13 protein-coding genes and 1 pseudogene are annotated in these 22,440 nt (G+C 45.3%); 11 read left to right on the forward strand and 3 right to left on the reverse strand.

What is annotated here, in order from left to right; translation table 11 throughout:
- Nucleotides 1-636 precede the first annotated feature (636 nt).
- The 3 genes from DMB88_RS10425 (at nt 637) to DMB88_RS10435 (ending at nt 9,002) form a co-directional block, all read left to right on the forward strand.
- Entirely contained in the window at nt 637-2,709 is a 2,073-nt protein-coding gene (locus DMB88_RS10425) for an acyltransferase family protein (RefSeq protein ID WP_128101292.1), read from the forward strand.
- A 334-nt stretch (nt 2,710-3,043) separates the two neighbouring features.
- Nucleotides 3,044-7,630 (forward strand): alpha/beta hydrolase-fold protein, encoded by a 4,587-nt coding sequence (locus DMB88_RS10430; protein WP_128101293.1) that lies wholly within the window; start codon nt 3,044-3,046, stop codon nt 7,628-7,630.
- A gap of 337 nt (nt 7,631-7,967) precedes the next feature.
- Nucleotides 7,968-9,002 (forward strand): LacI family DNA-binding transcriptional regulator, encoded by a 1,035-nt coding sequence (locus DMB88_RS10435; RefSeq protein ID WP_128101294.1) that lies wholly within the window; start codon nt 7,968-7,970, stop codon nt 9,000-9,002.
- 196 nt (nt 9,003-9,198) lie between these two features.
- On the opposite strand, the gene DMB88_RS10440 is transcribed toward DMB88_RS10435, so the two are convergent.
- Nucleotides 9,199-10,323: an FAD-dependent monooxygenase gene (locus tag DMB88_RS10440; protein WP_128101295.1), complete on the reverse strand. Its 1,125-nt coding sequence runs from the start codon at nt 10,321-10,323 to the stop codon at nt 9,199-9,201.
- 286 nt (nt 10,324-10,609) lie between these two features.
- On the opposite strand from DMB88_RS10440, the gene DMB88_RS10445 reads away from it, so the two are divergent.
- Nucleotides 10,610-11,092, forward strand: a complete 483-nt coding sequence (locus DMB88_RS10445) for a MarR family winged helix-turn-helix transcriptional regulator (protein ID WP_128101296.1) — start codon at nt 10,610-10,612, stop codon at nt 11,090-11,092.
- A gap of 119 nt (nt 11,093-11,211) precedes the next feature.
- On the opposite strand, the gene DMB88_RS10450 is transcribed toward DMB88_RS10445, so the two are convergent.
- Nucleotides 11,212-11,511, reverse strand: coding sequence for a hypothetical protein (locus DMB88_RS10450; protein WP_128101297.1), 300 nt, complete (start codon nt 11,509-11,511; stop codon nt 11,212-11,214).
- Nucleotides 11,512-11,769: 258 nt separating this feature from the next.
- Here DMB88_RS10450 and DMB88_RS10455 point away from each other — a divergent pair, with 258 nt between their 5' ends.
- The 5 genes and pseudogenes from DMB88_RS10455 to DMB88_RS10475 all read left to right on the forward strand — a co-directional run bounded on the left by DMB88_RS10455 (nt 11,770) and on the right by DMB88_RS10475 (nt 16,700).
- Nucleotides 11,770-13,794, forward strand: coding sequence for a Na+/H+ antiporter (locus tag DMB88_RS10455; RefSeq protein WP_128101298.1), 2,025 nt, complete (start codon nt 11,770-11,772; stop codon nt 13,792-13,794).
- A 93-nt stretch (nt 13,795-13,887) separates the two neighbouring features.
- Nucleotides 13,888-14,826 (forward strand): aldo/keto reductase, encoded by a 939-nt coding sequence (locus DMB88_RS10460; protein ID WP_128101299.1) that lies wholly within the window; start codon nt 13,888-13,890, stop codon nt 14,824-14,826.
- A 93-nt stretch (nt 14,827-14,919) separates the two neighbouring features.
- On the forward strand, nt 14,920-15,702 hold the full coding sequence (locus tag DMB88_RS10465) for a polysaccharide deacetylase family protein (protein ID WP_251382997.1): 783 nt from the start codon (nt 14,920-14,922) through the stop codon (nt 15,700-15,702).
- Nucleotides 15,703-15,859: 157 nt separating this feature from the next.
- The gene (locus tag DMB88_RS10470; protein WP_128101300.1) at nt 15,860-16,066 is read left to right on the forward strand and encodes a YwbE family protein; all 207 of its coding nucleotides are present in this window, start codon (nt 15,860-15,862) and stop codon (nt 16,064-16,066) included.
- Between the two features lie 41 nt (nt 16,067-16,107).
- Nucleotides 16,108-16,700: pseudogene (locus DMB88_RS10475) on the forward strand (DUF4269 domain-containing protein).
- Here the strand turns inward: DMB88_RS10475 and DMB88_RS10485 are convergent.
- The gene (locus DMB88_RS10485) at nt 16,695-18,128 is read right to left on the reverse strand and encodes a hypothetical protein (RefSeq protein WP_128101303.1); all 1,434 of its coding nucleotides are present in this window, start codon (nt 18,126-18,128) and stop codon (nt 16,695-16,697) included. The pseudogene DMB88_RS10475 and the gene DMB88_RS10485 overlap by 6 nt on opposite strands.
- 248 nt (nt 18,129-18,376) lie before the next feature.
- Between DMB88_RS10485 and DMB88_RS10490 the strand changes: the two genes are divergently transcribed.
- Nucleotides 18,377-20,293 (forward strand): sensor histidine kinase, encoded by a 1,917-nt coding sequence (locus DMB88_RS10490; RefSeq protein WP_128101304.1) that lies wholly within the window; start codon nt 18,377-18,379, stop codon nt 20,291-20,293.
- Nucleotides 20,293-21,912: a response regulator transcription factor gene (locus DMB88_RS10495; protein ID WP_128101305.1), complete on the forward strand. Its 1,620-nt coding sequence runs from the start codon at nt 20,293-20,295 to the stop codon at nt 21,910-21,912. Before DMB88_RS10490 ends, DMB88_RS10495 begins: the two co-directional genes overlap by 1 nt.
- Nucleotides 21,913-22,440 lie beyond the last annotated feature (528 nt).

Genomic DNA, 22,440 nt, shown 5'->3' on the forward strand with positions numbered 1-22,440 from the left:
ATGCAAATGTTGGATTGTCAAGAACCCTAATGATTTAAGCTCTGTTATAGTTATTAATTGTAAAAAATACCCTATTCAGCGCTTGAGTCCTAGGCTTCGAGATGCATTTATGAGCAAAACTTTCAATCCGGCGAAAGATAGGTTTATAATGGTTAGTGGCTGCTGAGTAAGTCGGCAGCCTTTTTCCATGGATTACATGTTTCATAATCGTAAAGTAGAGGGAACCTCTCGTCTGGCGATGCAAGGTAATATTCTCCAATCTAATAAAAGCACTGTATTAAGCTACAAATATAGAGTATGATTTTACAGCTGTAGAAGCTTGGGAGGTAAAGTTACATCGTTTTAATCTGTTGTAACTGTTCTTGTAAATTCTGCCGAATGGATCGAGCGTATACTGTTAGGTAAACGCATTGCACGATCAGACGAATCTGACTATGTTATCCACGTCGTGGATTAATAATATTAATAATATAGATGCAACGAAGAAGACACGTTACACGTCTTCTTCATGTGGAAATGAAAGATGAAAGGTGCAATACGTATGTTAAAGACAACGAGAACCAGTACCACTGCGAGCTTCAAATTGCCCCAGACAGCGAAGATGTCAACTTGCATAAGTAAGGAGGGGCACAGCATATGTCACAACCTTTGAGTAGCAAGCGCCATATGAATGGATTGGATGGTTTACGAGCCATCGCGGTGCTTGGAGTAATTGCGTATCATCTGAATTTAGATTTTATCCCTGGTGGTCTGCTCGGTGTGGGGATATTCTTCGTACTATCGGGTTACTTAATCACAGATATTCTCCTGACACAATGGAAAGAGCATGGCCGTATTTTACTCGGTGATTTTTGGATAAGACGGGTGAGGAGGCTGTTGCCCGGCATGCTGACGATGACAGCGGTTGTAATGATCTGGCTGCTCTGCACCGATCCTTCCCGATTGGCCGCTCTTCGTGGCGACATTGTCGCAGGGGTGTTATACATAAGCAATTGGTGGTATATCTTTCATCATGTATCCTATTTCGAAAGCTTTGGGCCACCGTCCCCATTTGGTCATTTCTGGTCATTAGCTGTAGAAGAGCAGTTCTACATTGTGTGGCCTTTATTGATGGTCGCGGCAATTGTTTTATTCAAACGTAAGGGATGGCTCGTTGTCTTTATTGTGGTATTGGCTGAATTATCAGCGGGGGCAATGGCAATCATGTACAACCCGGATTTGGATCCGAGCCGTGTCTATTATGGAACGGATACACGTGCGTTTGCACTATTAGCGGGTGCTGCTCTAGCTGTAGTCTGGCCGAGCCGGAAGTTGTCTTCGTCACTTGCCAGTGGTAATCGAGTAGGCATGGATGCTGCAGGTATCGCTGCTCTGTTGCTGTTAATCTATATGATGCTGAATACGAGTGAGTACGATTCTTCGCTGTATCAGGGGGGAATGATTATTCAAGCGATTGCAACGACGATTTTGGTTGCTGTACTCGCACACCCTTCGTCGTTCCTAGCACGGATCATTGGTGCTAAGCCATTACGATGGATCGGTGAGCGGTCATATGGGTTATATCTATGGCATTATCCGGTTATCGTGCTGACGACTCCATCGATAGATACAGGTGGTGTGCACCCTGTGCGCATGACTCTACAGGTGCTGGCAACCGTAGTTCTGGCATCACTATCTCTTAAATATATTGAAAATCCTATTCGGTATAACGGATTTCGTAATGCGTTATCCAATATGTGGGGAAGAGGTCATCATAGGCATGGAGTTTCCCATGTGTGGTGGAAACGGTCAGCTCTCGTGCTCTCCACGCTTCTAATCGTTGTAACGGTGTCACAGATGATGATTACCTCTGAAGCGAATTCAGATTCCCATTCGGTGTCCATGTCGACCACGCTCAACAGCGATCATTCGGTTACGGAAGAGAAGGGACAGGATGTCGTGCCAGCGACGGTTGCTCCGTCAGATACAGGCAACAAGCATGATCCGAAGACAGATAAGCCGGCTACAGGGGCGGACGATCATTCAGGCAAGAATGACACACCAGCCCAATCGCCAGATTCGTCTTCCAAGCCTGAGGAGCAAGTAACGGATGGCGGCAAAGAGACACCTCAGGATCATCAAGCTAGTGCTGGAGATTCCGCAGACGATACGGGAGATTCTACCGATCAAGCTACCCCGTCACCCGAGGAATCGGATCATACATCCGATGAACCGAAAGGCGAAACAGATTCACCAGCTACAGATGAGAAAATCCGTTATACAATCATCGGAGATTCAGTCATTCTTGACGCCAAGCCTTATCTGGAACAGACGATGACAGGTGTGCATGTAGATGGTCATGTGGGTCGTCAGATGTGGCAGGCTGCGGATGTATTAAGTGAATTGAAAAAGAACAATCAAATGGGCAGCCAGGTTGTATTGGAACTTGGCACGAACGGGTCTTTTAACTCCAAAAATCTAAAGTCAGTTCTTGAATTTTTGAAGGACGAGGAACATGTGTATCTAGTTACGGTACGCGTGCCTCGACCTTGGGAGCGGACAGTGAATAAAGCATTGAACGAGGCGGCGACAGAGTATAACAATGTCTCGCTCATTGATTGGAACGCAGCGAGTGAAGGGCAAGATGCTTATTTTGAAAAAGATGGCGTACATCTCACGGCTAAAGGCTCAGAAGCCTTTGCTGCACTCGTGAAAAATAGCATCAAATAATTGGCTTGAATGAGCCGATCTGCTTCATATAGGCACTTATTCAATTATTATTTATCTATCATCATTAACCAACGTATCATCGAAAATATACAAGAAACAGTCCTCCTCGTGAGGGCTGTTTTTTTTGTCAATCAGACGGAAGATAAGTTACATTTCAGCTGTCCATAACGGCAAAAATGGTATTCCTTTACCTGTAGAGAAAAAGTAAAAATGCACGTCGGAATAATTTTTACTTAATATAAGTAAAAATTTATTGATTTTTTACTAAAAATAATGATAAATTAGTGGTGTTCAATTGTAAACGTTCTCATAAAGTAATCAGGGAGGTTCGTTCATGAAAGATACTAGATCCAAATCCAAGAAAGCTAAGAGAAAGACGATACCCATCGCTGCTTTATCAGCAGCACTGATGTTAACCTCATCGCCGAGCTTTATTTATGCGGAAACAACAACTGCTGTGCAGGAGGAAACTGTGCAGGGAGAATCTGTACAGGAGGATGCTACGCAGGAAGAATCGATACAGAGTGAACAACAGGAAGCTGTGGTCAATGATTCATCTGAAACGTTACCCGTTGAACAAGAGTCTGCTACACCTGTCACTCCGCAGAACACCCAGCTGAGCAGTCAGTTACTCTCCAGCACTCCGGAGAGCTCACCTGAAGCACAGCAATCTAGATTCTACACAGCAACTTATGTGTCCGAGAGCATGAATCAGAAGGAAATGACTTACCGGGTGTACCTTCCAGAAGGATATTACGATAGCACAAGAACGTATCCTGTCGTCTATTTGCTTCATGGAGAGAACAATACCAGTGAGCAGTTTGAGTCCAGTGGCATTGCAAACAAGCTGGATCAGTGGATGAAGGATGGAACACTTCAGAAAATGATTGTCATTATGCCAGACTCCAGCAGAGGCAGCTATTTCGTCAATCAGACGGAAGGTGATGATCAAGGAAACTGGGAAAATATGATTGTGGATGATCTGGTTTCCGTAGTTGATGGAAAATTCAGAACGATTGATAAACCACAGTACAGAGCAATTACGGGTATTTCCATGGGTGGGTTTGGTGCATTTGTCGTTGGACTTGATCATCCGGAGGTGTTTGGTTCCATTGGAAGTCATCGAGCCCCGCTGGGCATGACCATCGCAGGCAAAAATCCAATGGAGCTAATGAAGAGCAAATCAGATGACCAATTGAAAGCGTATTCCATGTATCTGGACGGTGGTGCGGATGACCCTAATACATATGCAGATAATTCCACGAATGCTATTCACGCTCATCTGCGCTCCAAATCCATCTCACACGGCTACCAGATGCGTCCGGGTGATCATACGACGAATCCGCTCGTGGATCTGAATCGTTCTTTGGGTGCTTTCAATTCTAAGTTTGCCAAAGGCATTCTAACAGGTAGCTTTACGGCTACGCCTCAAGCATTGGGTACCGATACGAATGAGGTTCGTGTAGCCTACACGACTCAACTGGATCGGGCTGCGGCGCAGCTTTTCCAGAATAATGATACAGATCAGGACTTTGAGTTATCTGTATCCTTGAAGGTGACTAATCCAGCTGGCGAAATCTTGTACAGTGATACCAAAAACGCGGGAGACATCGTTACCGGTTCGACTGAATCTAATTTTAGTGACAGTTTTGATATTCCAGTGGATCAGCTGGGGAGCAGCAAAAGTACTACCGTTTCTCTCCATGCCTCTTTACTTGGCTCCACAATATCCCTGGGTTCCAAACCTCTGATTCGTGTCACGCCAACAGGTACGTTGCCTGAAGATATTCAGATTGATCTGCTTGGGGATTGGAAATTCAAAAAAGATTCGTATCCAGGGCCATCCCTACATGGAGAAGCTGAAAATGTGGACACGACGGATTGGGCAACAGTGCAACCAGGTCTGGATTGGTGGACAGACGGCTTCGGCGGTTATGAGGGGCTGAATAATTACTTTGGAGCTGCTTGGTATCAGAAGACATTTTTTGTTCCTGAAGATTTCCCGGATCAGGATCTGACCTTGATGGCCGGCAAAATCGATGATGCTGACATCACCTATATTAATGGAGTTAAAGTAGGAGAGACGGGATTCGTGAACGGTGTCTATAAATCATCTTTCTGGGCAGCATCGCGTGAATATAAAATCCCGAGTAATCTGCTGAAACGGGGTCAGGTCAATACGATAGCCGTGTACATGCTTAACGATAACGGCGGCGGGGGCTGGTATTCCGGGCCGATAGGCATTTACACGAAAGCGGCGATGCAAAAAATTAAAAACTTACCTTCTGAGGTACCTAGTGAGAACGAAGTAACGACAGTGAAGGCGTTTGCGGCTAAGCAGTACCAGGCAATAGATCAGAAAAATCTGACTGTCTACGCAGAAACATTGTCGGCTAAATATTTTGAGAAAGGCGTTGATAAACTGAAGCTACTGGAACAACGGCAACAGTGGACCAAAGATTATGCAACAATCAAAACCAAGATCAACAATCCGTATGTGTTTACACTGGATAACCGTTACTTGTATACGGCTGAAGTTGTCATAACAGGAACCACAGCAGATGGAACCGAGAAGATACTTCAACAGGGAACGATATCTCAATATTATCAGCAGGAGCACGGTAAACTTCGAGAAACAGGTGATCAGAAACTGTTCTTCGTGACTGAGTTTTATTCAGAAAGTGCGAAGCGGACGGTTAAATATAGAGTCTATCTGCCGCAGAGCTATTTGACGAATCCAGACAAGCGTTATTCTAGTGTGTATTTACTTCACCAGTTCAACAGTGATAGTGAGTCCTATGAGATCGACAAAATCGATCAGATTTTGAACAAGGAGATCGCTGCAGGACGATCCAAGGATATGATTGTTGTTATGCCTGACTCTTCCGGAATGAGTTGGTGGGTAAATGGTGCAGAGCCTGATGGTGTGAAATGGCAGGATATGGTGGTTAAGGATCTGGTACCGCATGTAGATCAGAAATTCAGAACGATTGATGATGCGCGTTACAGAGGAACCTCCGGTGTGTCGATGGGTGGATTCGGCTCCTTCGCGATTGGTTTCCAATACCCGGATCTGTTCTCTTCAGCAGCTAGTCATATGGGTGCAATTAACTTCACTCAAGCAGGTCAGAATCCAGTTAACATTATTAAATCTTACCCTCTTGAAGCGTTGAAACGATATTCCATTTACTTGGATTCAGGTAATGAGGATGGGTACAAGTTTGACGTGCCAGTAACGACACTTCACAAGTATTTGAAGGATAATAATGTCGAGCATTATGCCGAGATTCGTGACGGACTGCATGACAGTGCGTTCTACACGAAGTCGATTGACTTGTCGTTCGCTCAGCACAGCAGACACTTTGCTGATGCACATGTTGCAGACGGAGTTTTGGCGGGAAGCCTTAATATCCAGAACGGAAATAGCAACAAAAAAGTGGCATACCAGGTGACAGCAAAAGACGGATTGAACGCTTATGTAGATAACATTCCGACTTCACCTTATGTGAAAAATCAGACCCCAGATCTGCACATCCCTGTCATGCTCGAGCTCGTGAATCAGGCTACAGGGGAGCGAGTTGCCATCCAGCAGGATGTACTTCAGGCTCGTAATGGTGGTGTATCGAAAGATGGTACATTAATCATTCCTGCTCTTCAAGATGGGAATTATAGCTTAAAACTGAAAGCTTCGGTACTAGATCGCACGTTTACACTTGCTACGGCGAATTATAAGGTGGGTGGTTCAACCGGAGGATCTTCCGGTGATACTGGGGGTAGCTCCACAGGAGGCTCTTCATCTGGAACACCAGCAGTCACGCCGACTGCACCTGTTATCACACCAGGAGTAGGCACGAGTCCAGGCAATAATGTTAATGGAACAACTACAGTAAGTCATGAAGAAGTTGCTGCTGCCCTGGAGAAGCAGACGGATCTGCCGATCAAACTCGCAGAGGGTATCTCACTTGTGCTTCCATATGATGCTTTGAGACAGATTGCGTCAGAGCTGGGTTCTGAGTTCAAGTCGTTGAATCTGAAATCAATACCTGTTGCATCCACGGATCAAAATTCAAAGATTGCATCAGCTGGACAGCGTTTGGGCGGTCAGCTCAAGTCTGCCGGATCGTTCATCAGCTTGGAGATATCTGCTACGCTTGAAGACGGCACAGTGCGCCAGCTGAATCCTACGTTTAGGCAGCCAGTCCAAATCGAACTTGCAGCGGATGCTGGTACCGATCACCAGCTCGTAGGTGTGTATTACTGGAACGAGAAGGGTGAAGCAGAGTTTAAGCGCAGCACATGGAATAGCAAGACGGGCATATTTGAAACCCAGATCAACCATTTGGGAACCTATAGCCTGATGACTTTTACGAAGCCATTCAATGACGTTCAGTCCTCCTCATGGTATAACCGTGCTGTCGAAGTGATGGTTGCTCAGCATATAGTTAAAGGAATCGACGATACGAATTTCGCACCACAAAGTCCTGTGACGAGAGCAGAGTTCGCCGCGCTGCTTACCCGTATGCTGGGGCTGGAAGAGACTTCGACTACACCGTTTGCTGATGTGTCTGAGGACAAATGGTACGCTTCCTCGGTTGCAGCTGCTCACCAAGCAGGTATTATCAACGGTATGTCTGATGTGGCTTTTGAACCAAACAGACAGATTACACGAGAACAGATGGCTGTAATGACCTATAATGCACTGCAAAAGCTGTACCCAGACGAAAGTGGAACCGGTAATCATGCATTGGCTGGATTCACAGATGGAGAAGATATTCAACCATGGGCACAACAGCAAATGTCTGCACTTGTACAGCTTGGATTAATTAAGGGTAATGGTAAGTCTATCAAGCCTCAGGGTGCAGCAACTCGGGTTGAAGCTGTGCAGGTGTTATTGAACCTAATGGAACATAAGCGTGAGTAGAAGCCTAAGTAGTTGCCTATGTAACAGCCTACGTAACAGCTAATTAATAGCTAGGTCATAATCTAAAAGCATCAAATAAGTATAACCTTCTGCTCGCGACTAACGCGGGCTGAAGGTTTTTTTCATCACATTGAAAATTGCTACTGTGGATGGATACCTGAGAATCTATATGTAATTGTTGGGCATCGAAGCAGACATCTGATACACTAATGAACAGGTAAATTGAAATTGTGATGATCTCGCTGAATCAGCAACAGGCTGACATAGTCGGAAGTTGCAGGGGTGTTCTTGATGAAGCGATGTGGGTCATAGCTGGAAGAAAGGAACGTTATGAATTATGGCAACGATTAAGGATATCGCGGGTCAGGCGGGTGTTTCTATTGCTACAGTCTCTAGAGTGCTGAATTATGACCCAACCCTCTCTGTATCAGACGAGACACGTAAACGAATACTCGAAATTGCTCAACAATTAAATTATCGTACGCCAAGGGAGCGTAACGGCAGTGCGGCAGCACATGGAGTTCCCAAAGAAACCCGGCGAATCGGACTGATGAACTGGTATACAGATCAGGAGGAGATGTTGGATCCGTATTACCTGGCTATTCGGCTTGGCATTGAAAGGGAATGCTTCAAGCATCAGTTCGAACTTGTGAAGATGTACAAGCACAGTACCGGAGAGGGCATTGACTGGAATGGCGAAGCACCTGATGGAATTATTGCTGTTGGAAGGTTCGAGCAGAAGGATATCGATAACTTTCCAACTAATCTAGATGCGATTGTATTTGTCGATTCATCACCGGATGAAGAGCATTTTGATTCGGTTGTTTTTGATATGCGTCATGCGGTTCGGGGAGCGCTGGATTATCTAAGCAGCCTCGGTCATAGCAGAATTGGTTATATCGGAGGGCATAATGAGTCCTATGCCAGAACGACGCGTGATGAGAGAGAGATTGCTTTTGGCGAATGGCTTCAAGAACAGAATCTGCAAGAGTCTACCTTCATGTATATGGGGAGTAACTGGTACCCAGAGGATGGATATCAGCTGATGCAACGTGCTTTGGAATCACAGGCGTGCCCAACCGCTTTTTTGGTGCAAAATGACTCGATGGCTGTCGGGGCTCTTCGCGCCCTACATGAAGCAGGTGTTAAAGTGCCTGAAGAGATATCTATTATCGGCTTCAATGATATTGCGATGTCGGCATTTATGCAGCCACCGTTAACGACGGTAAAGGTACATATGGAGTACATAGGCGAGACTGCCGTAGAACTAATTGCCGAGCAGTTTCTCTCCAAACGCGATATACCCAAAAAAGTAGTGCTTCCTACGAAACTGATCATCAGAGAAAGCTGTGCTAAAGTTAAAGGTTTGTAGTATGAAATCAACAATACCTCGAGTTAATCTCATGATATGGTTGATCTCTTGATTAGAATGAATACCACCACAAGAAGCCATGAACTCCGATCTGGAGGGTCATGGCTTCTTGTGGGTATAACGTAATGATGATTGTATGAGGCGGTGCTGCCGTATTCAGCTCGTAATAGACCAGCAGACCGTCTTACTCCCTTATTCAAAGGAAGGATTCATAGCGTTGCTGGAAGGAGACCTCCATCTCGATCTGTTTTGCAAGCTGCTGCTTCACTTTATCTCCGCGTAGCAACTGCAACTCTTGCAAGGGCTCCATCGAAACGAACTGATCCTGTGCCATATGGGTTAATAGTTCTGCAAGTGTATCCGCATCCTCCAGTGCGGCATTTAGTCCGAATGCTCCTGTTGGCGTCATCGTATGAGCAGCGTCACCAATGAGAACGATATTATCCTGCGTCCATGTCTCCGAATAACTGCTTTCCACAGATAACAATACAAAGTCACTCCAAGTTTGGATGTGCGCTTTAACCGAATCAGCCAAACAAGGGAATGCCGTAACCAGTTTCTGAACAAAAGGTGTAAAGGGTAGCTCGCGCAACTTGGAATAAGATCCTTGTGGGATGTTCCAGCCGATCTGAACATAGCCACCAAATTGAGAGAAGAGAGCCAGCTGTTGTCCGTCCATGCTTGCCATTCGTACCGCAGGTTCCCAGCCTACAGGTGCCGGGATGCGAGCCCATAACAGGTCATATCCATGCTTACGAATATCGGGGATCAAGCCTGAATGCTTCCTTACGGCTGAGTATCGTCCATCAGCACCGACGATAACTGAAGCTTCAATGGAAGACGGAATGCCATTTTGACGGACATTGACGCCAACAGGCTTGCCGGTCTTATCTCGCAATATCCCGGTCATAATTGTATTGAAGAGGATATGTTCATGGGTGTGCTCTTGCTGTTGTGACTGGGAGACGATAATCTCTAACAAGTGATCCTGTGGTACATGGATGCCGACGTGCGAGACTTCATCACTTGGGAAGATCGTTTTAATAATCTTGCCGTCTTCCCAATATTGAATCTCCTCCAGTGGGAGTGCTCCGCGCTCAGCGATCGTAGAGTACAGACCATATTTTTTTAAAATAGCTTCTCCATCCGTATTCAGCAGCTCTCCGCGGAACGACTTGTGAAGATGGGGTTGTCGTTCAATTAAAGCTGTAGATATACCCTGTCGATTCAACAGATTGGATAAGAGAGCTCCACCTGGCCCCGCTCCAACGATACAGACATCTACAGTCAGCGTTTGATTTGTTTCATTTGTCGTATTCATATGTTAAAATTCCTTCGCAGTAATATAGGTGATAATCCATATACTTAATAACAATAAATTTATAAAAATCATTAAGTAACTAAAAGTAACTTCTGGCATAAGTCATTATAAACAAACTAATTAACATATTGCAATAGGTTGTTTGCGCTCTATCTCTAAACTTGCCTAAACGTCATGCATTCATCCCATCCGAACCCTTCGAATGCAAACGTATATTTCACAAACAAAATAGTACAAATATGTTACAATATAAGGTAGGTTATGATCATAGGTAGGAGGGACAGTTATGAGTCCGGATACGGAGCGAAACTCTCAATTGGCAAATATCGATCAATTGTTGGAGGCCTTCTTCAGATATAAAAATAAAGTGCTGGATCAGCAACAGAAGAATGAAACAAACTGCAAACTGAATCCAACCAAAAATCATATATTAGCTATGATATTACGTGAAGAACGTTGCATGGCTGTTGATGTGGCAAGACAGCTCAGTCTATCCTCGGGAGCAACAACAATTGTTCTGAATCAGTTGGAGAGCGAGGGGCTTATTCAACGAGTGCGTAGTGAAGAGGATCGGCGGATTGTCTGGTTATCCCTCACACATGAGGGAGAGCAGTTAGCTCGCACTTTGATTGCGAATCGCGGCCGCATGACTTGGGAGTTGTTGCAGGCACTTACAGAAGAAGAACAACAACAGATGATCGGTATGCTCAAAAAAATCGAGTTGAAGTTGCTGGAGAACATGAAAGCACTTGAGCAAGCGAATCGATAAGGTAATACGTTTCAAGCCAAAGCGTCAGCCTTCAAGAATTTCAGACCTTCGTTTAGGTCTAAACCTTGAAGACTGGCGTTTTTTATTGTAGATTAATTTAATTCATTCACTAAAACCTCTTATAGTTGGAATCGGCGAATATGCTCTGTTAGGCCTTCAAACTGCAAAATTTCCTTTTGCTTCTCACCAAGAAGATCAAAATGAGGAAAAGCCTCACGTCGATGAATATAACGAGGATTAAGTCCATGTGTGTGGCACCATTCTTCGAGTCTTTCGAGATCTGCACACCCCACTTTGGTCACACTCTTCACGCCTGGGAAACGGGGATCAATCCAAAAATGAGTAAGATAAGCGATCTCGCCACGGGAAACCCGCTCTTTCCATGCTGCCAGCTCTTTCCGCTTAATTCCAAATGCCATAATAACCAAAATCCTTTCCAAACGGGTATTGTCCTGAACGTATTGTAACATCTTATAGTGGTAGTTCAAAAAAGTCCGCTTTTGATTACGAACTTATAGACAGAATCAATCACAATTGTTTAGACGAAGCTATTATAAAATGGCTTGGCTGGGTAATTGAATATGACAACATTTTTATAACGATTGTTTGTTATATGCTAAAATAAGGATACTTAAAATCAGGCATCCAGGTTCATTATGCGGAAAGGGAATAACATCATGGAACTATTTATCGCTGTCCTCGTTTTACTGGTTCTGATCGGTTTGTCCAATATATTAAACCGATTTGTACCTTTTATCCCGGTTCCGCTCATTCAAATTGCGCTTGGTTTTGTGGTGGCAATGCTACCTGCTGGCGTGCATTTGCCACTGAATCCGGAATTGTTCTTTGTGCTCTTTATTGCTCCGTTGTTGTACAACGATGGTAAACGAACACCACGAAATGAATTGTGGAATCTCAGAGCACCCATTCTACTTCTTGCGCTAGGGCTTGTATTTGTCACCGTACTGGTGGGTGGATATGCGATTCACTGGCTTATTCCTACCATTCCACTTCCTGCTGCCTTTGCACTCGCTGCGATTTTGTCGCCAACGGATGCTGTAGCGGTTGGCGCGATGGCAGGACGTGTACATCTTCCCAAAAGCATACATAGGTTACTTGAGGGAGAGGCGTTAATGAACGATGCCTCTGGATTGGTTGCATTCAAATTTGCGATTGCTGCCACGGTTACCGGTGTTTTCTCACTTGCAGAGGCCTCGGTTAGCTTCTTGATTATCGCCATCGGCGGGCTACTTGCCGGTGCAATATTATCATTTCTGCTCATCCGGCTTGGTGTCTGGATTCGTCGTCTCGGGATGGAAGACGTGACCATTCATATGCTTCTGCAGATTTTGACGCCCTTCGTGATATATCTCGTTAGTGAAGAGATCGGTGTCTCGGGAATCTTGGCCGTTGTTGCAGGTGGTATCATTCATGCGATTGAGCGTGATCGTACAGAATCCGTGCAACTTAAGATGCAAGTTGTGTCGATGAGCACCTGGTCTGTGATTTTGTACATTCTAAATGGTCTGGTGTTTGTTATTCTAGGCGTGCAGATTCCAGATGTGTTAAACACTATTTTTGCCAATGCCTCGTTTAATAATGGTCAGGTACTCGGCTACGTTGGTCTGATTACGTTGTTGTTGTTAGCCTTACGTTTTGTGTGGATTTATGTATTCTGGCGTGGGAATAGATGGTACCGCCCCAAATCTGCGATTGGAAGGCCGAACTTCAAAGCGATGACGTTGATCTCACTCTCGGGTGTGAGAGGAGCGGTGACGCTGGCTGGTGCATTCTCCATTCCATATGTTCTCGAAGATGGATCGCCTTTTCCGGAGCGGGATCTCATTATTTTTTTGGCGGCAGGTGTCATTCTGCTAACATTAATTGCAGCGAGTGTCTTACTTCCGGTATTAGCCAAAAATGATGAGAAAACTACGGATGGCAAGCCGTTTACTACAGAACGTAAAGCACAAGATATTATGCTAAATGCAGCGATACGTGCGGTGAAGTCAGAGATGAACGAGGAGAACAAGGCAGCAGCGCTTGCTGTAGTCTCAGACCTATCGAAGTATATCAGACAGGCAGCTGGTCAGCTCACTGCGGGTAAACGCAAAGATATCCTGAAACAGGAGGCAGCCATTAACCTGATTGGTACTCGTGCTGAACGTAAGGAAGTGCAGAAGATGATGGATGAAAATGTAATTGCATCTGACGCAGCATTCCGGTGTAATAGCTGGCTGGATCGCAAAGAAATGATGCTGGCTAACCGAACCAACACACAAATGATGTTCTCGATCAGTGAGATTGCACGTGTAATTGGACATTTGTTCACCGAGCGTAAAGAAGCTCCGACTTCGTCGTTCATGATCGAAAATGCAGAACTGTTCCAGCAGGTTAAACTTCGTACCTCTGAAGCAGCGATTAAAGCGATCCGTGCCCAGATGAACGATGCCAATCGCACGGTGGCGATAGCGGTCATTGCCAAGTATGAGCGCGTCATTTCCAAATTGCGTAGCTGGAATCAAGGGCAGAAGGAAGATCCATTCGATCAGAACAAGATGGAGCTACAGATGGTAGCGATTCAGGAGCAGCGGAATACGGTACAGCAATTGTATGAGAATGGGGAAATTAACCGGGATGTCGCTGCCAAATTACGGCGCTTTATCAATGATGTTGAGGCTACCGTACTCAAAAACAGTTAATCTGACAAATCCGATATTTTAAATATGGTTATGCGTTTGATATAATACAGGAAGTACGTGAACATACCTTCAGAAAAAGGAGATAGATGAGATATGGCAGAACAACACACTCGTTTAGGCAAAACGGATCTATTTGTTAACCCCATTGGGTTAGGTGCAAATGCAGTAGGTGGACACAATATTTATCCTGATATGTTGAATGATGAAACAGGCAAAGAAATCGTTCGCACTGCATTGAAGCAAGGGATCAACTTTGTGGATACAGCCTTCATCTATGGTCCGGAGCATTCTGAGCGATTAATCGGCGAAGTGCTCAAAGAGACAGGTCAGCGTCAAAATACAATCATAGCAACCAAGGCTGCACATAAATTGGTCGATGGAAAGGTTGAGATCGATAACTCCCCAGCCTTTCTAACCGAAGCTGTTGACCAAGCACTAAGACGTTTACAGACGGATTACATCGACTTATTCTATATTCATTTTCCAGACGAACAGACACCGAAAGATGAAGCAGTAGGTGCGTTGAAGCGATTAAAGGATGCGGGCAAAATTCGAGCAATTGGTGTGTCCAACTTCTCCGTTGATCAGCTTCGGGAAGCGAACCGGGATGGGGACGTAGACGTCTTACAATCCGAATACAATCTTTTCAAACGAGAAGCTGAGCAAGAACTGCTGCCTTACACAACAGAACATCAAATTTCATTTGTCCCTTACTTCCCACTGGCTGCAGGGCTGCTGGGCGGCAAATATAAACGTGATACAACGTTCCAAGATGGTCGAGCAAAGAATCCACTCTTCACCGGCGAGAACTTTATTCGCAATTTGGACAAGGTAGATCAACTTCGTAGCATCGCAGAATCCAAAAATGCTGAGGTTGCACATCTTGTGTTGGCATGGTATCTGTCCCAGCCTTCCATTGATGCCCTCATACCGGGAGCGAAGAAACCGGAACAGGTTATTAATAATTTGAAGACATTGCAGGTAGAATTGTCTGCCGAGGAAATTGCAGTGATAGATCAGATATTTCGCTAGAGTGAGTTTTCTGACAAGTCTTAAATAGTTCCGGGGAATCGGGTAATGCTAACAGGGAAAGTTTAGGTTCAACAACACAGAAAGGATATGAACATGACCCTGACCCTGAAAAAAGCCCGATTAATCGGAATACTCATCGTAATCCTCTTCATTAGCTGCAATACGGTTTATGCGAAGCCTGCGCAGAAGAATCGGCAGTACTACGAGGAACGTGGAGAGATCGTGTGGGAAGTGCCTACACAGGATAAGCTTATCGCCTTAACGTTTGATGATGGTCCCGACCCTGTACAGACACCTGAAATTTTAGCTTTGCTCCAGCAGTATGAAGCGAAAGCGACGTTTTTTGTGTTAGGCAAATGGGCTGAGAAATTCCCGCAGCTTGTCATGCAGGAGCAGCAGGAAGGACATGAGGTAGCTAATCATACGTATGCACATACGTATGCAGGGCGCAATACTGGAGTTGGTACCTATATTCGTGACATGGATGCTGCCGAGAAATCTATCCTTGGTGCGGGTGCGCCTCGCCCACTGTTGTTCAGACCACCTGGTGGTTACTATAATGACATGGTGATTCAGGCCGCCAAAGAGAAAGGCTATACCATTGTGTTATGGTCTTGGCATCAGGATACGCGAGATTGGGCTTCTCCAGGAGTTACGGCCATTACTAACAAAGTGTTAAAAAACGTTCGTAACGGGGATATCGTTCTATTCCATGATAAAGTGGAGGGCAAATCTCAGACGGTACAGGCATTAGCACGAATTCTGCCAAAGCTTAAGCAAGAAGGTTATCGTTTCGTGACGGTTTCGGAGCTGCTCGCCGTTAAGGCGAAGGAAGCAGCAAAGGAAGGCATATCATCCTCGAAAAGTCGCCCATAATTCGCAATCCAAACCCGCCGTCTCTGCAATGTAGAGCGAAGCGGGTTTTTGGATTTAGCAGCCTTGCTTTTGTTTTGACCGCAAAACGTCTACAATAGATGAAGCTTTGGTACAGGCGGCGATATGGATTAGGAATTGAAAAGGAGGAAAAAAACCGATGAACGGACAACAACGGATGAACATTAGAGCAGGCTTAGAAGTAGATATCGTGCTCAAGCAGGATCAGTCTACAGGCAAGCTGACACGGGGAATTGTGAAAGATTTGCTGACCAAGTCACCCACACACCCTCATGGAATTAAGGTTCGTCTCACCAATGGACAGGTAGGACGGGTAAAGCAGATTATCAGTGGAGCAACGCAATGATGAGATACGTGAGTTATTAGATGAGGAGCACAGCAGAAGTAATGGCACATCTCGTAGCAGGAAATGAACGACAGCGTGATGCCTACCGGGTGCTCCAAGAAAGTAGAGTTCTACTGACCTTGGCAGCATTCCACCCTTATCCTGCGGGAACGGTACCTATTGATATTGACATATCAGGCAGTGATCTAGATATCCTTTGTGAAGCAAATGATCTAGATGCTTTTGCAACTCTTATTCACCGAGATTTGGGTAATATGCCGCATTTTCATTGTAGCCATGGTGCTCGAAGCGGTGATGGAGCATCTTATGTGACATGTAACTTTCAGATTGATCATTGGCCTATAGAGATTTTTGCTCAAGCTGTCCCGATTCAACAACAGAACGCATACCTTCATATGAAGGTAGAGTGGGAACTGTTACAACTATGGGGGCTGAGGGACATCGTGAAATTCGAAGATTAAAACGATCAGGTCTCAAGACCGAGCCAGCCTTTGCTCAAGTGCTTGAGTTACAGGGTGATCCCTATGTGGAGCTGCTGCATCTGGCAACGTGGAGTCGTATAGAGCTCAGAGATTGGGCGTGTAAGCAGCCGTCATTCTTTCCGTTTTCTTCAACGATTAATGAACGATTATAATAAAAAAATGGCTACTATGGTCGTAACGGTTAAGCCCAGTAATACAGGCTTCAGGTTTCGACGAGCAAGTTCAAACGGACTTACCCCGCAGATGGCGGCGGCTGGAATTAAGGCCCATGGAATCAAAGTTCCACCGCCGACCCAAATCGCGGCAACCTGCCCTAGAGCGGTAAGCGTAGCTGCAGATGAAGCTGTATCGGCAAACATCGTTGCAATTGAACCAACGAGAGAGATCCCCGAGAACCCCGAACCATCCATACCTGTGACCGCACCGGTCAGTGTGAGAGTAATCGCACCAATTGAATCATTCAGAGGTACTAATCCCGCTAGGGCAACGCCAAGATCATTTACTATACCGTGAGATCCGTCAGGCAAGGGATTGTTAAATAGCTCCGTGATGGCAGCATCCCCAAGATAAAAGAACGCCGCGATCGGGATGACGGGCCCAAATACTTTAAATCCAAACTGGAATCCCTCGATAAGGTAACTGGTCGTTTCTTCAGGGCCTGTGTGACGGTGGGCTACAAGGGTTACTGCGATCAGAATCAGCACAGCTGTTCCACCAATCAGAGCTGTAGCATCTCCACCTTGAAGATTTAACACAAACATAAGAATGACATCAACTGCAAATAACAACGGGATTAAAGTGGCGAATGTTCTTTTCCAAATTGGAGGCATAGGCTGTTGTTCAATGGAGGGAGAAGCTGCTTCCGGTACAGTAGTGAGTGCAGTAGGGGTTACATGCCTTTCTCCTGTGCCTGAGTTACGAAGGGGATCGGCGTGATTCGCTTGCATCTCTTTGCGAAGCATCCAAAATGCCGTAATGGTGGATACGGCACCCATCACGATGACAAGCGGAATACTTGCTGTTATGACTGAGCTTACGGGAAGTCCGGCAGCATCGGCCGTGAGTTTGGGCGCACCTTGGATGATGAAATCTCCTGATAAAGCAATCCCGTGTCCAAACAGATTCATGGCGATGGCCGCTCCGATGGGCGGAAGACCTACACGAACCGCAACAGGTAGCAAAACAGCTCCGACTAGAGCAACTGCAGGCGATGGCCAGAAAAAGAAGGAGACCACCATCATAATGAGGCCGATGCCCCAGAAAGCGACCTGCGGTGACCGGATAAACCGTGTCAGTGGGACTACCATTACTTCATTAATACCTGTTCGAATAAGCACCCGGCTCATAGCTACAATGATCGAGATGATAAATATGGTACTGATTAGCTCTTTCACCGCATAGATAAAACTGTTAAATATGCCTGAGACAGAACCGGTTAATGATTCGGTAGCCAGCAGACCAATGGTCATAATACCAGCAACACAAATAATGGTTGTATCTCTTCGCCGAATCATTACAGCGATGATAAGTACGATAAACGCCAGATATACATAATGCAGCGGAACAAGTTGAATATTCACATTACAAGTCTCCTTCCATCGTGAGAGCCCAAGGCGTGATATATCGTATGCATGTCAGCATCAGGCGTTCATGGAGAAATGCATGGTGTAGGAGGATTTTTTTTACAGATAGAGAACTTAATTAACTATACAATGTGTATCGTTCATACTACTGAATGTCACCAGAGTGGTAGTTAGAGGTAACAAGAGTGCATAGACAATGGAAAGCGAGCATGATTACAATGAACATGCCATCATAAGGAAGAAAAATGGAAAATAGACAACTTATCTTGTACAAGGATAAGAAAGAACATGTATTGTTGATAACGTTTACAATTGAGGGTTTTACCAAAAGTATTTTAATGCTGATCAAAAAAGGACGGTCATCCATGAACTTCATCCGTTCATTGCGATTCAAATTTATAGTGGGTCTGACACTCATCATGCTGCCCCTGTTTCTGCTCATGTACTATAACAATGTGTACGCCATGAATGTTGTACGTGATCAAGTATCACTAACGAATATGAATCATTTAGTGAAGAGCGTTGAACAAAATGAACGTGTGCTTCAGGAAACGAATCGTTATCTATATAGCCTGGGTGAGCGTGACCCAGATATCATCTCCTTGTTTTTTCTAAAATACGGTAGCGGGGATTATATTATTGCCAAGCAACGGATCATGAATAAATTCATGACAGATATAGGCTTCTACAATCTGATTGATTCCTTCTTTTTGTACGACGCGATAAATGATGATCTGTTGCTCGCCACATCCGGTGATTACGATATCAAAATGTCACTCGTGCAGAAGAGCATGCCTGTGCAGATGCAGCAATTCGAAGGGGATATCCAGCAGCCTGAATGGGGGATTGTCCGCGGTGAATCAAGAAATGCACTCGTAAAGACGGTGCGCATCAACCAGCAATTCTACGCCGGTGCTCTTGTGGACATGAATGCACTGAATTATCCAGAGCAATCCACGGAATCGGGAGATCGTAGTGGGGCGGTTATTGTAGACATAGATGGTGTCGCATTGTCCAATTCATCCTTAAGTGCAGATCAGATTAAGCTTGCGGCTGCCCATCTTCCCGGACTGAAGAACCCTTACCAGGTTATCTCGGAAGAAGTATCCAAGGGTAAGGCACGTCAATATTTGATGCTTGGCTTGCCTTCAGCGATGTCCAAAATGAACTATGTTGTGCTTCTGCCAGAAGAAGACATGATGCGAAATTTGCCTTTCTTCCAACGGATCATTCGTTTGCTGCCTATTGGTGCAGCGGTGATTCTTATTACGGCTCTTGTCTTTGTCCGTCAATTGCTGTTCCGGCCAATGAATATGCTTATTCGTGGTATGAGACGGGTGAGTAGAGGTGAGCTTGATGTCAGATTGGAGCCACCCGCCTCTTCGGAGCTGGAGTTTGTTACTCGAAGCTTCAATCAGATGACAAGTCAGATTCAGCATCTTAAAATCGATGTTTATGAGGAGCAGCTAAGAACGAGGGAAGCGGAATTCAAGCAACTACAGATGCAGATTAACCCTCATTTTTATCTGAACTCCCTGAATATCATTCATAGCCTGGCTTCGCTGCAGAAGCATGAACTGGTGCAACAGATGGCAGGCCATCTCGCCGACTATTTCCGTTTCAGCCTGCGAGCTGGCAAACGTGTCATTCGACTTGATGAAGAACTGGAGCATATTCGCCATTATTTGGAGATTCAGAAACTTCGTTTTCCAAATAAGTTTAGTTTTTCGCTGGAAGTCGACACGGGTCTGGGGCACTATGTACTGCCACCATTAACGCTGCAACCCTTCGTTGAAAATGCAATTATTCATGGATTTCAGCGGCGTACAGAGCCTTTTGTCATTCGCATTAAAGGGGAGAGAACAGCATTCGTATCTGGTTCCACTGCGAACGAGGATGAGACAGAACAGCTTCCAATGTTATTTATAACGATAGAGGACAATGGTGTGGGCTTCAACCAGGAGCTGCTGGATCGTCTGCAGCAAGGGCAATATGCAGAAGACCCAGGGGGACAGCACATCGGAATATGGAATGTAGCACACCGATTGATGGTGAAATATGGAGACGTAGCCGGGCTTGCCTTCAGCAACCAAGCTGATGGTGGAGCCACAGTGGTAATTCACATACCCGCACAGACGGAAGAGGAAGAAGGGGGAGCCTAATGCGGAATCTGTTGATCGTGGATGATGAGGTATATGCCCTACAGGCTATGGTTGAAGGGGTGGACTGGCAATCGGCGGGCATTGATCAGGTATTTAGTGCAGGAGATGCTGAAGAGGCGCGAGCGATATTGAAGCGACATGCTATCGATATTATGATCTGTGATATTGAAATGCCTGGCGAAACAGGTCTTGATCTACAGAGCTGGGTTCTTAAGCATGATCCAGGCATGTTGACTATTTTTCTTACAGGTCATGCTTTGTTTGCATATGCACAGACGGCAATTAAACTGAACAGCTTTGATTATGTGCTTAAGCCTGCCCCTGCGGATCAATTGCTCAAAATTGTGAGTCAGGCTGTAGATAAAATCAAAGCAGGTGAACAGCGCACACATACGAATAAACTTTACGAGACCGTCTACAAACGCTGGCAGACTCATAAGCCACTGTTGACAGAGCGGTTCTGGAAAGATGCGATATCTCAACGAATGACATTGACCAAACAGCGCTTGCAGGAATTAGCCGAAGTGTATGGAGCCGAGATTGATCCCAATGCACGTATTGTACCCATCGTCATTTCGGTAGAGGAATGGGTTCGTGAATTTGACCTTCGGGATGAAGAGGTATTGGAATATGCGCTGCGAAACGCAGCTAAGGAGATGTTGTTAGGAGACAGACCAGGTGAAGTATTTCAAGATCATGGCGGTCTAAATATCGTGCTTGCGTATGAACAAGATGGCATCGTAGCTTCCGCGAGTGAGATGGAACAGGATTGCCAGATCTATATTCGAGAATGCGGTACGTACTTCTATTGCCGATTATCCTGTTATGTGGGTGTTCCTGTTGCGGTTACCGAGTTGCAGGGGATGCTGAATGAGCTGATGGACATGGAGCGACGCAATATTAAGGAACTCGCAGGTGTATTTGTATACGATGAGCAAGGCCGAGATACCGAAGATCGTTTTTTACCGATTCCGTGGTTCTCTGAATTATCCATCCTGTTTGAGACAGGCAAAGTAGGAGATTTACGTGAACGTGTTGATGAGATTTTTGAGTTGTTGGCTGGGCAGGAGAGGTTGTCACCAGAGATTCTGCGACTGTACTATCATGCGATGCTGCATGTGGTGTATCCTCTGCTTCATCAGAAAAATGTATCTGTACGTAGTCTTTATCCAGGGGAACGTGAGCCGGAAGAGAGTTTTGTAACACGTTCTTTACCACAATTGAAGCAGTGGACATTGGATCTGATTAGTCGTGTGGTGCCTGTGTTGTATCCAGACGACCATAGTCCAATGACGATCGTAGATCAGTTGTGCATCTACATTGAGAATCATATTGGTGAAGAGCTGATGCGAGAAGAGCTAGCTTCCTTTGCCGGATTTAACCCCGCGTATCTGTCTCGTCTGTTCCGGAAAGAGAAGGGCATGTCTCTATCAGAGTTTATTTTACAGCGCAGAGTAGCAAAAGCGAAAACGTTATTATCCCAGTCTACCGTGAAGGTCACGGATATTGCGGGCAAGGTCGGATACTATAATTACTCTCATTTTACGAAAATGTTTAAGAAGTGCACCGGCATTACACCCCAGGAATTTCGCAAACAATCGCGTACCGTACAGCTATGACGCAGCATGCTGCGTCTTTTGTATTTTCAGAGGTTGTTCAAAAAGTCCACTTTTGATTACGAAGGATGCGCGAGTGGCATCTCAGCATCGAATATGGGGTTCAGCCGAAATGTCCGTTGCTCACGTAGGTTTGCCTACGCTCCGCTACTCCATTTCTAGCTTTATCCCATCTTCTTGGCACTGAAAAGCGAACTTTTTGAACTTCAATTGTATGAGGTTGTTCAAAAAGTCCACTTTTGATTACGAAGGATGCGCGAGTGGCATCTCAGCATCGAATATGGGATTCAGCCGAAATGTCCGTTGCTCACGTAGGTTTGCCTACGCTCCGCTACTCCATTTCTAGCTTCATCCCATCTTCTTGGCACTGAAAAGCGAACTTTTTGAACTTCAATTGTAAGAGGTTGTTCAAAAAGTCCACTTTTGATTACGAAGGATGCGCGAGTGGCATCTCAGCATCGAATATGGGATTCAGCCGAAATACCAGAAAGTCATAATTTGATTATTGAACAGGTCACCACAGTAGATATT

Origin of the sequence: Paenibacillus sp. DCT19 (assembly GCF_003268635.1) — a bacterium.
Lineage (GTDB): Bacteria > Bacillota > Bacilli > Paenibacillales > Paenibacillaceae > Paenibacillus.

Bases quoted from the DNA above. Each gene is read 5' to 3' on its own strand.
- DMB88_RS10465 (WP_251382997.1), top strand. From the start codon at position 14,920: ATGACCCTGACCCTGAAAAAAGCCCGATTAATCGGAATACTCATCGTA.
- DMB88_RS10435 (WP_128101294.1), top strand. From the start codon at position 7,968: ATGGCAACGATTAAGGATATCGCGGGTCAGGCGGGTGTTTCTATTGCT.
- DMB88_RS10425 (WP_128101292.1), top strand. From the start codon at position 637: ATGTCACAACCTTTGAGTAGCAAGCGCCATATGAATGGATTGGATGGT.
- DMB88_RS10470 (WP_128101300.1), top strand. From the start codon at position 15,860: ATGAACGGACAACAACGGATGAACATTAGAGCAGGCTTAGAAGTAGAT.
- DMB88_RS10445 (WP_128101296.1), top strand. From the start codon at position 10,610: ATGAGTCCGGATACGGAGCGAAACTCTCAATTGGCAAATATCGATCAA.
- DMB88_RS10455 (WP_128101298.1), top strand. From the start codon at position 11,770: ATGGAACTATTTATCGCTGTCCTCGTTTTACTGGTTCTGATCGGTTTG.
- DMB88_RS10440 (WP_128101295.1), bottom strand. From the start codon at position 10,323: ATGAATACGACAAATGAAACAAATCAAACGCTGACTGTAGATGTCTGT.
- DMB88_RS10460 (WP_128101299.1), top strand. From the start codon at position 13,888: ATGGCAGAACAACACACTCGTTTAGGCAAAACGGATCTATTTGTTAAC.
- DMB88_RS10430 (WP_128101293.1), top strand. From the start codon at position 3,044: ATGAAAGATACTAGATCCAAATCCAAGAAAGCTAAGAGAAAGACGATA.
- DMB88_RS10450 (WP_128101297.1), bottom strand. From the start codon at position 11,511: ATGGCATTTGGAATTAAGCGGAAAGAGCTGGCAGCATGGAAAGAGCGG.
- DMB88_RS10490 (WP_128101304.1), top strand. From the start codon at position 18,377: ATGGAAAATAGACAACTTATCTTGTACAAGGATAAGAAAGAACATGTA.
- DMB88_RS10495 (WP_128101305.1), top strand. From the start codon at position 20,293: ATGCGGAATCTGTTGATCGTGGATGATGAGGTATATGCCCTACAGGCT.